Source organism: Burkholderia thailandensis E264 (genome assembly GCF_000012365.1).
GTDB classification, from domain to species: Bacteria; Pseudomonadota; Gammaproteobacteria; order Burkholderiales; family Burkholderiaceae; genus Burkholderia; species Burkholderia thailandensis.
In genome coordinates this window covers 676,951-688,754 of the sequence record NC_007650.1, presented here as the reverse complement: position 1 = coordinate 688,754, position 11,804 = coordinate 676,951, and the positions used below count along the sequence as shown (strand labels likewise).

Genomic DNA, 11,804 nt, shown 5'->3' with positions numbered 1-11,804 from the left:
TTCCGCCGCCGCATGAAACACGACGCCCGCAAACATCTCCGCGCCAATCTGCTGATGCTCGCCGCCGCCGCGATCTGGGGATCGGCGTTCGTCGCGCAGCGGCTGAGCCTCGCCGTGATCGGCCCGTTCCTGTTCACCGGGCTGCGCTTCCTGCTCGGCGCGGCGGTGCTCGCGCCGCTGCTGGGCCTGAACGGCGCGGCGCGCGCGCATTGCGCGGCGGTCGCGCGCGACCGGGCGCGCCTGCTGCCGGGGCTCGCGCTGGGCGGGCTGCTCGCGGTGTCGATCTCGCTGCAGCAGATCGGGCTGCAATACACGAAGATCGCGAACGCGGGCTTCATCAGTTCGCTCTACGTGGTGCTCGTGCCGATCATCGGCGTGTTCTTCCGGCATCGCACGGGCGTCGGCACATGGCTTGGCGCGCTGCTCGCGGCGATCGGCCTGTATTTCCTCAGCGTCGACGAGCACTTCTCGATGCTGTACGGCGACTGGTTCCAGCTCGCGGGCGCGATCGTGATCGCGGCTCACGTGATCGCGGTCGGGCATCTCGTGCGCCGGCACGATCCGCTCGTGCTGTCGTTCATGCAGTTCGTCGTCTGCGGCGCACTGTGTCTCGCGCTCGGGCTCGCGATCGAGCCCATCGACCGCTCGACGCTCGTGCGCGCGCTGCCGACGCTGCTGTACGGCGGACTGCTGTCGGTCGGCGTCGGCTACACGCTGCAAGTCGTCGCGCAACGCGACGCCGCCCCCGCGCACGCGGCCGTGATCTTCAGCATGGAAGGCGTGTTCGCGGCGATCGCCGGCTGGGCCGCGCTCGGCGAAACGCTGTCGCTGCGCGCGCTCGCGGGCTGCGCGCTGATGCTCGCCGGGCTCCTCGTCTGCCAGTTGCTGCCCGGCCACGCGCGGCGCGCGGACGACAACGACGCGCTTCCCGCATGACGCGCGACGGCCGCCGCGCGCGTCCGGTCCCTATAATGTCGATTCGACCATCATCACGATTTCGCACAAGGGAAACACTGTGACTCCGTCCGCCGATCCGGCCGCCGCGTTGCTGCGCGAACGCGCCGCACGCTACGCCGCCGAGGTGGCGCTGTTCGTCCGCGACCACGCGCTGTCGGCCGCGTCGCACGATCTGCGCAGCCCGCTCAACGCGATGCAAAGCTGGGCGTACGTGCTCGAGCGCCGGCTCGCGGCGAGCGACGACAGCGTCACGCGCGCGCTCGACGGGATTCGCATCGGCATCGAGCAGCAGACGAAGCTGCTGGAGGCGGTTGTCGACGCGCCGCGCGCCGAGACGCGCACGCTGCCGATCGCACGCGCCGGCGTCGCGCTCGATGCGCTCGCCGACGAATGCGCGGCGCTCGCACGCATCGCGCTCGGCGACGCGCGCGGCACCTCGGTGACGGTCGCGCCGCAAGCGCGGACCGCGTCGCTCGATTGCGACCGCGAGCGCGTCGCGCAAGCGCTGTGGTCGATGCTGACGTTCGCGATCGAGGCGAGCGCGCCGGGCGGCGAGGTCACGCTCGGCTGCGTCGGCTCGGCGGACGCGACGCGCTTGAACGTGACGTTCCGCGCGCAGCCGTCGGCGCTGACCGACGCGGCGCTGCCGCACGTGTTCGAAACGTTCGCGCGGCGCGACGCGCTGGCCGAGCGCCACGGCGAACGCCCGGCATCGGTGTTCGCACTCGCGCAGCGCGTCGCGCGCGCGCACGGCGGCGCGTTCGCGCAGGCCCCGAGCCCGCTCGCGGACGGCGCGCATGCCACGCTCGCGCTGACGATTCCAGCCGCTCGCGCGTGATCGGCCGCACGCATCGCGCCGCAAAATATTACGTTTTCCTTTCCAACCTTATACTGTCGCTTCGTTCATTTTCGGAGTTCCTTCGTTGATACAGATCTTCGCGCTCGTCGGCGCGTTGCTCCTCGTGGCCCTCAACGGCTTTTTCGTCGCCGCCGAGTTCGGTCTTGTCAAACTGCGCCCGACGCGCGTCAAGACCCTCGCCCGCCAGCACGGCCTGCGCGGGCGCATCCTGCGGATCGTCCATGCGCGGCTCGACGCGTATCTGTCCGCCTGCCAGCTCGGCATCACGCTCGCGTCGCTCGGCCTCGGCTGGATCGGCGAGCCGGCGTTCGCCAAGCTGCTGTCGCCAGTCCTCGCGCTCGCGGGTGTCGAGTCGGAAAAGCTCGTGCACCTGATCTCGCTCGTGTTCGCGTTCTCGATGATCTCGTTCCTGCATATCGTCGTCGGCGAGCTCGCGCCGAAATCGATGGCGATCCGCCAGGCCGAGAAGACGGGCTTGTGGGTCGCGCTCCCGCTCTATGCGTTCTACTGGGCGATGTACCCGGCGATCTGGGTGCTCAACACGAGCGCGAACGCGGTGCTGCGGCTCGCGGGGCTGTCCGCCGATCACGGCGGCGACGCGCATTATTCAACCGACGAGCTGAAGCTGATCCTGCGCAGCCGCCGCAACGCGGCCGACGCCGCGAAAACGTCGAAGGACGCATACAGCAGCGACGAATGGAACACGCTCGCGCACTCGCTCGATTTTTCGTCGATGACCGTATCGGACCTGATGCGGCCCGCGCACGAGATGGTCGGCCTGCGCCGCGACGTGCCGCTCGCGGACAACATGGAAGTGGTCGCGCGCCATCGCTTCAGCCGCTATCCGCTGTTCGACGACAAATCGCGCGAAACCGTGAACGGCCTCATCCACCTGAAGGATCTGCTGCTCGCGCGGCACGCGGGCGCGGCGCTCGCCGACCTGTCCGACTATGTGCGTCCGGTGCAGTACGTGAAGCCGGACACGCCCGCGCTCGATCTGTTCCGGCGCTTTCGCAAGGGCGCGCCGCACTTCGCGCTCGTCGGCAAGAAGGGCGAAAAGCCGATCGGCTTCCTGACGCTCGACAACCTGCTCGGCGCGCTCGTCGGCCAGATCCACGACGAATTCCGGCAGGGCGATTCGGACTGGAGCCGGCTCGACGACGGCACGCTGATCGGCAAGGGCAGCCTGCCAGTCGTGTCGCTCGAGCAGGCGCTCGGGATCGACATCGACGAAGGCCGCGCGGAATCGGTCGGCGGGCTCGTCATTCAGGCGCTCAACGATCTTCCGACGGAAGGCCAGCGCGTATCGTTCGAGCGCTTCGACGTCGTCGTGAAGAAGATGATCGGGCCGCGGATCGTGCTCGTGCGCGTGTATCCGAAGGCGTTCAAGGAGGCGGACGAGTGAGCGCGCGCGGGACGGCGCCCGCCCAGGACGGCGGCATGAACGACGCGCTCGCCCTGCCGCCGCACTACCTGATCACGCCGGAGCCGGACTCGGGTTCCGACGCGGATCTCGCGGCGTTTCTCGACCGGCTGTCGGCCGCGCTCGCAACGGGGCTCAAGCTCGTGCAACTGCGCGTGAAGACGCTCGACGCGCCCGCCTACGCGGCGCTCGCCGCCGACGCGCTCGCTCGCTGCCGCGCGCAATGCGCGCGCATGATCGTCAACGGACCGATCGGCGCGGAGGCCGCGCTCGCACTCGGCGCGAGCGGCGTGCACCTCGGCAGCATTGCGTTGCGCGCCGCGACCGCGCGCCCGATTGCTTCGGACGGCCTGCTGTCGGCTGCATGCCACTCGCTCGACGAGTTGCTGCATGCGCAGCGCATCGGCGCGGACCTCGCGACGCTGTCGCCCGTGCTGCCGACGCTCACGCATCCGGGCGCGCCGACGCTCGGCTGGGCGCGCTTCGCCGAATACGCGGCGCAAACGCGCGTGCCCGTCTATGCGTTGGGCGGAATGACGCGCGCGCATCTGGCGACGGCGCGCGCGCATCACGCGCACGGCATCGCGAGCATTCGCGGACTCTGGTAGGAAACGATGCAGCGATGGGCGCGCCTCGCCCGTCGTCGCGTCACGCCGCCCGCGCCCGGCATTCCGCCGACATCCCGATCAAACGGAGCGAAGCAGAGCGAACGCCGCCCGTGGGCGCGACGCCCGCCGAGCGCCGAGCCCCCCCTCACCCGGTCAAACGCCGCCCAGCGGGTGCGGCGCAAGATCCGCATAACGGCGCACATCATGCGTCAGCGCGTACTGATTGACGTCGCCCGTCAGCCACGCGACGAGCGCATACGGCGGCAGCTCGCCCGCATCGACGCGATCCCGCGCGCGCGCCGGCGTCTCGAACACGATCGTTCCGTCCGGGACGCCGTAGAACGGCAGCGATTGCGGCGACAGGTTCAGCGCGATGCTGAGCGTCTCGCCGTCGCCGAGCCGCCATGCGGCGACGAGCGCATCGGCTTCGACGCCATCGGTCGTGTGCAGCATGTCGGCGCTGCGCGGCCGCACGTCGACGAGGCGCGGCGCGATCAGCTTCGCGCGCACCGCGAGCGCCGATTGCAGGAAATGGCGCCGCGCCGTGTCGCCCGCGGCTTCATCGAAGATCAGCGGGATCTGCGGCGTGAGCAGCGACAACGCGAGCGCCGCGAGGTCCGCCTCGCGCGCGTCGCGCAAGATGCCGTCGGACAGCACGAGCGACGTCAGCGGCAAGCCGACGTCGGCCATCCCGCCGTCGCCCATCGGTTGCGCGCGCTGGAACACCGCGCCGTCCGCGATCAATGCGCGAGCGAGCGCGTGAATCGATTGATGCATCGACACGCCGTCGCCGCGCGCACGATCGCGGCGCCCCGTCAAACGGGACAGCGCGCGCTCGCCGCAGCCGTTCCACTGCGCGTCGAAATGCGTGTCGGCGAGATGCGACGGATGCCGCTCGCTGCCGAGCACGAGGTGCACGATCCGGTCGGTCGGCATCGCCGCGTGCACCCGGTCGGCGATCTCGCGCAGCCACGCGCTGTCGATGCGGTCCGCTTCGCGAATCCGCAATCCGTCGCATCGATATTCCTCGAGCCAGTACAGCGCGTTGTCGCAGAAGAAATCGCAGACCTGCGGATGATCGAGCGCGAGCGGCGGCGCCTGTAGCGGATCGTCGCGGGTGTCGAAGAACGGTTGCGCGTAACGCCGCATCTCGTCGTTGCCGCAGCCGAAGCGCGCGTAGTCGAGATCGAGCAGCATCGCGAGGCCGAGGCCGTGCGCATCGTCGATCAGGCGCTTCAGCGCGTCGGCGCCGCCGTATGCGGCAATCGGCGCGAACGGCAGGCTGTCGTCGCGCGCGTGCGGCGCCGCGAGCAATTCGAGCGCGGTGACGCCGAGTTGCGCAAGCTGCGGCAAGCGTTCGCGAATGCCGTCGTAGCCGCCCGCCGCGCCCGGCTGGATCGCGTAGAGCGCGATCTCCTCCCACGGCCGGCCACGCCAGAACGTGTGGCGCCACGTGAACGCGCGCGGATCGACCACTTCGCTCGGCCCGTCGACGCCTTCCGGCTGCGAGCGCGATGCGGGATCGGGAATCGTCAGCGCATCGTCGAGCCGATACCGGTAGCGCGCGTGCGCGCCGCAATCGGCGAACGTCTCGAACCAGCCGTCGCCCGCGGGCGCCATCGGGAGTTCGAGCGGGCCGCCCGCGGTTTCGAGCGCGAGCACCGCGCTCCGATGCGCGGGCGCCCAGACGCGAAAGTGAGTGCGTGTCGTCGCGCCCGCGGCGCCGCAGGGTTGAGCGCCGAACGGCAGGCAATGCGAATGGTGCTGCGCATATGGATCATGCGGACATTCGGACATGATGCGCTCCTCCTGCGCTCAGAGGCATGGCGAAGCGCTGTGTGCGGCGCGCATGCGTGACGCGCGTGGTCCGACGAAGAAAGGGCACCCAGTATGCGCCGATTCGCACCCCGATGCGAGATTCGGCGGGAGGTTTTAAACGTGAAGCGACCCCGAAATGGCCGGTAGCCGCAATACCATGATCGCCACTCGCCTTGTTACGAGCCGAATCGCTGCTTACGCTGCGGATTCGCGCACGATCCCCGCGCGCGGATCATCAGGAGTCCGACCGCCATGTCCACCCCATCCGGCACCGCCAAGTTCGATTCATCGCGCGCCGCCGAATACGCGGAACAAAGCCGCATCGCGCTCGCGGGCTATGACGCATGCCACGATCTCTGCGCATGCATGCTCGCATCGTCGGTCTCCGCCGATGCGGGTGCCGCGCAGATCCTCGCGGCGGGTGCGGGCGGCACCGCGCGCGAGATCGTCACGCTCGCCCGCCTCGAGTCCGGCTGGCGCTTCACCGCGGTCGACCCGTCGCGGCCGATGCTCGACCTCGCGAGCGCGAACGTCGCCGCGGCCGGTCTCGACGCGCGCGTGACGACGCACCACGGCTACGTCGACGACCTGCCCGCCGACGCCAGCTTCGACGGCGCGACGCTGATCGGCGTGCTGCACCACGTGCCCGGCGACGACGCGAAGGCCGCGCTGCTCCGCTCGATCGCGCTCCGTTTGAAGCCGGGCGCGCCGCTCATCGTCGCGGGCAACTATCGCCGCTATGCCGAAGATCCGCGGCTCCTGAGCGCGTGGGCGCAACGCTGGCGAATGCACGGCGCGACGCCTGACGAAGTCGCGCAGAAACTCGCCACGATTCTGCGCGGCGCGGACCCGCCCGCGTCCGAAGACGCCGTGCATGCACTGCTCGGCGCCGCCGGGTTCCGTGAGCCGGTGCGTTTTTTTGCGAGCCTGTTCTGGGGCGCGTGGATCGCGATGCGCGGCGCGTGAGCGCGCTTGCCGGCGGTTCGGGCCGCGACGTCCGATGCGGCAGCGGCGTTTTCACGCGCCGGGGCCGGGCACCGGGCGGCGCGCGCGGTCACCGAAGCCACGTCGCCCGCTCAGAGCCCTTGCCAAGCCCCATCCCGCCCCATTCCCCTACAACCGCCCCAGCGAATCCTGCACAATCGTTCAATACATTCCGCGCCGCGCACGATAGCTTATCCGTTCCGAGGGTTCACCAAAGATGCGGGAGCAAGGATTGCCGAGCCTGCCCTTGCTCCCGCCGATAAGACGAAGGCAGGCACACCGGCTGCACGGAGGGCCACGAACGTGAGTGTTGAATCGGTTCGCCAGTTTCTGGCGGAGAAGGCGCCGGATATCGACGTCATCGCGTTGAGCGAGAGCAGTTCCACGATGACGTTGTCGGCGGCCTGGGACATCAAGCCGGCGCAGATTGCCAAGACGCTCGCGATGAAGGTCGGCGACGCCCACGTGCTGCTCGTATCCTGCGGCGATTCCCGTCTCGACAACCAGAAAATCAAGGCCGCGCTGGGCGGCAAGGCGAAAATGCTCTCCGCGGAGGAAACGGTCGCCGTCACCGGCCATCCGGTGGGCGGCGTCTGTCCGTTCGGTCTCTCGACGCCGCTCCCCGTTTATTGCGACGTGATGCTGAAATCGTACGATTTCGTCGTGCCGGCCGCAGGTTCGACGCATGCGGCGCTGCGCATCGATCCGGTCCGGCTGGCGGAACTGGTCGAAGCCGAGTGGGTCGACGTTTGCAAGTAGACTACGCGCCGCGCGCCCGTTGGAGGCAGCGGCGCACGCCGGCCGGCATCGCACGCTACAGCACACTCTCCATCAGCCCGGGCGACATTTCATCCGACCTCTCAGCCGCCGTCATCGCATGATGAACGGGCACCGCCGTCCGCAACGCCGCCTTGCCCGCTGCCCGAAGTTCGGCAATCGATTCGAAGCCCATCATGTTAAGCGCCGGCAGCATCTCGCCCTTCAGCAATTCGAGACATCGCGAAACGCCCGTCTCGCCCGCCGCGCCGAGTCCATAGATATAGGCGCGCCCGATCGAGACCGCGCCGGCCCCGAGCGCAAGCGCCTTGATCACGTCCGCGCCGCGCCGCACGCCGCCATCCATCAGAATCTCGGTCCGCGTGCCGACGGCATCGGCGATCTCCGGCAACACGTCCATCGCCGACGGCGCCGGATCGAGTTGCCGCCCCCCGTGATTCGAGATCAGGATGCCGTCAACGCCTTCGTCGACCGCGCGCCGCGCATCGTCGGGATCGAGGATGCCCTTTATGATGATCTTGCCGGGCCAGCGCGCGCGCAACCACTTGACGTCCGCCCAGGACAAACGCGAATCGATCATCCGGCCGACCGCCGCGGACTGCTCGAGCAACGATGTGCCGAGATCCGGATAGCGCAACACGTTGCCGATCTTCGGCACCCCATTGGATAGCGCGCCAACGCACCAGCCCGGGCATTTGAGCATCGACCACACGCCCCGCGCCGACAAGCGCGTCGCGGCACGAAAACCGTTGCGCGCATCGCGCTCGCGAATCGGGATATGGCACGTGTCGACCGTCAGGACGACGACGTCGACGTTCGCCTGCCGGCAGCGCGCGAGAATATCCTCGGTCAGATCGCGATCGCGAAACATGTAGAGCTGGAAATACAGCGGACCGGACCGCGCGGCGGCAACCTCCTCGAGCGAACAGATCGAGAACGTCGACAAGCATTGACCGATGCCCGCCTCGTCGGCCGCGCGCCCCGCTGCGATCTCGCCCCGCGGCCAATACATGCCGGCGAACCCCACCGGCCCGAGCAGGATCGGAAGCCGATGCTCGGCGCCGAGATATGTCGCGTTCAAACCCGCCGCGCTGCTCTGCACGCCGGTCAGCACCTTTTGACGCAACCGCCAGCGCGCGAAATCGTTTTCGTTCGCGCGCATCGTGGTTTCGCTGTTTGCGCCCCCCTCCAGATAATCGAAGAAATACCTGGGCACGCGCTTTCGTGCCATTTTTCTCAAATCATCGATGCTCCAAGCCTTCCCGACATTGGCCATCTGGAATCTTCTCCGTTCGCCGCCGGCACATGGCGGACGTTCGTCTTTTTTCCGCGAGCGCCGGTACGGGAGCTCATTACGCTCACGCCGCCGCACCACGGTCACGTTTTCATGGCGACAATTCTGATTCGACAGGATTTCCGCGCTGACTGCCTCATCGACATTCTAATTTGATTTCCATCGACCTTGAACCGCTTCTCAATCATTCAGCAGTCCGTTGAATCAATGAATTTTCGGAACGGGAGGAGGCATATGGACGCGACGCACGATGGTGATTCGCCGATAGCCGAACGGCGCATGGAAGGCGTCCGCTTGCTCGAGATGGGTGTGCCGAAGGCTGACGTTGCGCGAAGGCTGATCCTCTCGCGGCAATCGGTGTGCAGATGGGCGAAACGGCTGGCGGAGCACGACGTGCGCGCCCCAAAGTCGCCGGGACGGCCGAGGTGGCTGGATTCCGCACAATGCGCGACGCTTTGTGCCATCCTCGGCGACGACGCACTCGCGGAGGGCTTCACAAGCCCGCAATGGACGGTCAAGCGAGTGCGCACGCTGATCGAGCGCGCATTCGGCGTCGCATACAGCAAAACCGACGGCTGGGAATTGCTGCGCACGCTCGGCGTCTCGTTGCAACGAACGGACAGGCATTCGAGCATCGCGCGCTGATGCACGCTCAAAGAAATCCCGCCTGCATCGAGGCCGAGCGACATCGAGACCGCGTCGCGACGGCATGCCCGCCACCGGCGCATGTAGCCGGGCGCCTGATCGCGCGCCCGCCGATCGCGAGGACCGGGTTCCGACCATGGCGAGCGCCGGATCTGCTTCGGCGCCGAATCGGCCATTCCAGCCGCGCCCTCCTCCTCTCCGGCCACGGCGAGCAGCCCACGATAATATCCGCACGACAATCATTTCATTCGAATAGCGCAATCAGCGAAACAATCGCCAATATCGCCGCCAAAGAAATATTGATGATGCGAGACGCGACCGGATCGTGCAGAAACCGGGATAACGATACGCCGGCCAGCAGCCAGCCGAGATGGATGACGATGATCATCACGCTCAGCAGGACGACCTTGGCGGCGGCGTCGAGACCATAGTTGCTGGCGACGAGCGTCGTGCCTGCAAACACCGCGCCGATAGCGATATACGCCTTCGGATTGGCGACCGCCAGCAGGAAGCCCCCTTTGAACGCGGGGGACGAGAGGTTTCCCTCGCGCTTGTCGAGCGGCGGCGCCGTGGCGATCTTGTACGCGAGGTAGAGGATGTAGACGGCGGAAACGATGTTGAGAACCCTCGCTCCGTTCGGCATCGACATCACAAATGCCGTCACGCCCATCGATACGAGAAGCAATACCGCGACCGTGCCGGCGATGAGGCCCCACGCATATTTGAGCGACCGGCGCACGCCGTAGGACGCGCCCATCGCGGTCGCACTGACGGTAGAGGGGCCGGGGCTACCCATCACCACGGCCGCTGCAAAAAGCAGTGCCACTAGAGAGCGCAATGTCTCCGAAACAAGGTCGACTTGGTTTACCATCGAAGCTCCAACGCGCCATCTTTTCTGAATAGGTAGCTTATGGAAGCGTCACGGAGGCTGTCTTGAACGATTGTGCACGCGACACCACGCCCGATCGAAACCATATTCGGATCGGGTCCGGCGCCACGGGCATCGAACGCGTGGAGGCGCACTTCCTCGATCATGCGTTCACGCCCCATCGTCACGACACGTACGCGATCGGCATCACGCTCTCGGGCGTGCAGACCTTTCGCTATCTCGGCGAAACCCGGCACTGCCTGCCGGGGCAGTGCCATATCCTGCACCCGGACGAATTGCACGACGGGCGCGCGGGAACCGACGAAGGCTTCGGTTATCGGATCGTGTACGTCGATCCCGCGCTCCTCCAGGAAGCGCTCGGCGGCCGCATGCTTCCGTTCGTCCGCTCGCCGATCTTCCAGGCGCCCGCCGTCTCCGAGGGCCTCGCGGCCGGCATCTGGAACCTGGATGAAGAAATCGACAACGTGTCCCGCGTCGACATCGCCGTCGCCATCGCGAACCTGTTGACGGCCGCCGCCGCGACGGGCGACGCGCCCAAGGCAGGTCCTCTCGCCATGGCGGAATTGACACGCATACGCGATATCATCGCGTCCTGCCCGCACGAGCCGATTTCGATGGACGCGCTCGAGCACATATCAGGACTCGACCGCTGGACGATCGCCCGCCAGTTTCGCAGGCTGTTCGGCACGAGCCCGAGCCGCTTTCGCACGCAACGGCAGCTCAATCTCGTGCGTCGGCTGTTGATGGAAGGCGAATCCCTGTCGACCGCGTCCACGGACGCGGGCTTTTCCGACCAGAGCCACATGTCGCGACACTTCAAGAGTACTTACGGTATCACGCCGGGTTCGTGGATTTCCGCGGTGCGCGCCCGGCGCTCGCTGCACCAGACAGACTACTAAAGACGTCCGACCGGACGGCGGCAGACCACCTCTCGCCCCGCCTCTTTCGATCGCCGAGCCCGCCCAACAGGCGGATACGGCGTCCCCGTCCAAGCGCTCACGCGCATGCGTGGCCCACCCGGCCGCGCCCGACATCCTGCACGCTGCCGACGGCGCGCCCGTCAGGCTTCGCATGAACTAACCGGTGAGACAATTTTTGCGGACCCTCCTTGATTCGATGTCTCCTGCCCGGGCAGATATCGCGTTCGCGGCGCATCACGACGGAAACGGTCCGCACCGGCCGGACCAGCGTGCCCGAATCGCCTGGACAACGAAGTCGCGCGCCCTCGGATGCTGCGATCGCGCCGCACCGAAAACGGCGCCGGCTCGATCGCCGGTAGTTGCACGCTCAACATCCCGCTCCGATCGAGTCGGACGTCATCCGCTTATCCGACAGGGCCGCCTTATCGAATTTTGATACCCCTCTGCGAACCCAACAATCAACTAGGAATTTTCCGCTTCGATCCCCATCGGGTTCATTTGCAACCAAAAATTTAATTACCAAATAAAATCAATCATTCAATACATCACAAGCAATGAAAAGTTGGTATTGCCAATCAATATACAGTCGCAGTAATTTAAAGGACATATCTCAACGCATTCATCCGACCC

11 protein-coding genes are annotated in these 11,804 nt (G+C 67.0%); 8 read left to right on the top strand and 3 right to left on the bottom strand.

All coding sequences use genetic code 11. The features are described 5' to 3' along the window. Nucleotides 1–12 precede the first annotated feature (12 nt). The 4 genes from BTH_RS03050 (at nt 13) to BTH_RS03035 (ending at nt 3,847) form a co-directional block, all read left to right on the top strand. Nucleotides 13–936, top strand: a complete 924-nt coding sequence (locus BTH_RS03050; RefSeq protein WP_009895679.1) for a DMT family transporter — start codon at nt 13–15, stop codon at nt 934–936. 79 nt (nt 937–1,015) lie between these two features. Beyond that, the gene (locus tag BTH_RS03045; RefSeq protein WP_009895677.1) at nt 1,016–1,795 is read left to right on the top strand and encodes a sensor histidine kinase; all 780 of its coding nucleotides are present in this window, start codon (nt 1,016–1,018) and stop codon (nt 1,793–1,795) included. An 85-nt stretch (nt 1,796–1,880) separates the two neighbouring features. Continuing rightward, nucleotides 1,881–3,221 (top strand): hemolysin family protein, encoded by a 1,341-nt coding sequence (locus BTH_RS03040; protein ID WP_009895675.1) that lies wholly within the window; start codon nt 1,881–1,883, stop codon nt 3,219–3,221. A 35-nt stretch (nt 3,222–3,256) separates the two neighbouring features. After that, complete coding sequence (locus BTH_RS03035; protein ID WP_011400953.1) at nt 3,257–3,847, top strand: thiamine phosphate synthase; 591 nt, start codon at nt 3,257–3,259, stop codon at nt 3,845–3,847. A 153-nt stretch (nt 3,848–4,000) separates the two neighbouring features. Here BTH_RS03035 and BTH_RS03030 read toward each other — a convergent pair whose 3' ends face one another. Further along, complete coding sequence (locus BTH_RS03030; protein WP_009895671.1) at nt 4,001–5,644, bottom strand: DUF3459 domain-containing protein; 1,644 nt, start codon at nt 5,642–5,644, stop codon at nt 4,001–4,003. A gap of 273 nt (nt 5,645–5,917) precedes the next feature. Between BTH_RS03030 and BTH_RS03025 the strand changes: the two genes are divergently transcribed. Beyond that, nucleotides 5,918–6,631 carry a class I SAM-dependent methyltransferase gene (locus BTH_RS03025; RefSeq protein WP_009895669.1) on the top strand — a complete coding sequence of 238 codons (714 nt, stop codon included), beginning with the start codon at nt 5,918–5,920 and terminating at the stop codon, nt 6,629–6,631. A 321-nt stretch (nt 6,632–6,952) separates the two neighbouring features. Next, nucleotides 6,953–7,408: a YbaK/EbsC family protein gene (locus BTH_RS03020; protein WP_009895667.1), complete on the top strand. Its 456-nt coding sequence runs from the start codon at nt 6,953–6,955 to the stop codon at nt 7,406–7,408. A 55-nt stretch (nt 7,409–7,463) separates the two neighbouring features. Here the strand turns inward: BTH_RS03020 and BTH_RS03015 are convergent, their stop codons facing one another. After that, on the bottom strand, nt 7,464–8,702 hold the full coding sequence (locus BTH_RS03015) for an alpha-hydroxy acid oxidase (RefSeq protein ID WP_009895665.1): 1,239 nt from the start codon (nt 8,700–8,702) through the stop codon (nt 7,464–7,466). A 252-nt stretch (nt 8,703–8,954) separates the two neighbouring features. Between BTH_RS03015 and BTH_RS03010 the strand changes: the two genes are divergently transcribed. Then, the gene (locus tag BTH_RS03010; RefSeq protein WP_025404161.1) at nt 8,955–9,365 is read left to right on the top strand and encodes a helix-turn-helix domain-containing protein; all 411 of its coding nucleotides are present in this window, start codon (nt 8,955–8,957) and stop codon (nt 9,363–9,365) included. A 244-nt stretch (nt 9,366–9,609) separates the two neighbouring features. Here BTH_RS03010 and BTH_RS03005 read toward each other — a convergent pair whose 3' ends face one another. Continuing rightward, nucleotides 9,610–10,203 (bottom strand): LysE family translocator, encoded by a 594-nt coding sequence (locus BTH_RS03005; RefSeq protein WP_011400950.1) that lies wholly within the window; start codon nt 10,201–10,203, stop codon nt 9,610–9,612. A 95-nt stretch (nt 10,204–10,298) separates the two neighbouring features. Here BTH_RS03005 and BTH_RS03000 point away from each other — a divergent pair, with 95 nt between their 5' ends. After that, nucleotides 10,299–11,153, top strand: coding sequence for an AraC family transcriptional regulator (locus BTH_RS03000; protein ID WP_009895655.1), 855 nt, complete (start codon nt 10,299–10,301; stop codon nt 11,151–11,153). The last annotated feature ends 651 nt before the right edge of the window (nt 11,154–11,804 follow it).